General features: G+C 36.4%; 1 protein-coding gene. It reads left to right on the forward strand.

What is annotated here, in order from left to right; translation table 11 throughout:
- Positions 1-733, forward strand: a 733-nt coding sequence (gene argS, locus ACRCJ0_RS17385; protein WP_431391407.1) for an arginine--tRNA ligase, incomplete at both ends; no start/stop codon positions are given.

The following is a 733-nucleotide window of genomic DNA, read 5'->3' on the forward strand; positions in this document are numbered from 1 at the left end:
CATTGCCAACATCACAAAAAAAGTTGGGTTCAATCCAGTACGTATCAATCACTTGGGTGACTGGGGGACACAATTCGGTAAGTTGATTGTTGGTTACAAAAAATGGGGTTCTGAAGAAGCTGTTCGTGAAAACCCAATTCAAGAATTGTTGAAGTACTATGTACAATTCCATGAAGAAGCAGAAAATGATGAAAGTCTTGAAGATGAAGGACGTCTATGGTTTAAAAAACTAGAAGATGGCGATCCAGAAGCTTATGCATTATGGAAATGGTTTAAAGACGAATCATTAAAAGAATTCCAACGCATCTATGATATCCTTGGCATCGAATTTGATTCTTACAACGGAGAAGCATTCTACTCAGATAAAATGCCAGCTGTTATCGATGAATTAAATGACAAAGGCTTATTAAAGGTAGACCGCGGTGCAACAATCGTTGATTTAGAGGCTTATAACTTAAACCCAGCTTTAATTAAAAAATCTGATGGGGCGACTTTATATATCACACGTGATTTAGCAACAGCTTTATACCGTAAGGATACTTATAATTTCGACCAATCACTTTACGTGGTAGGAAACGAACAAAGTAACCACTTCAAGCAATTAAAAGCTGTATTAGAGTTAATGGGTTATGACTGGGCTGCAGATATTAACCACATTCCATTTGGTTTAATTACTCAAGATGGTAAGAAATTATCTACTCGTAAAGGGAATGTTGTATTGTTAGAAGACGTG

The sequence above is a fragment of the Aerococcus sp. L_32 genome (assembly GCF_050689315.1).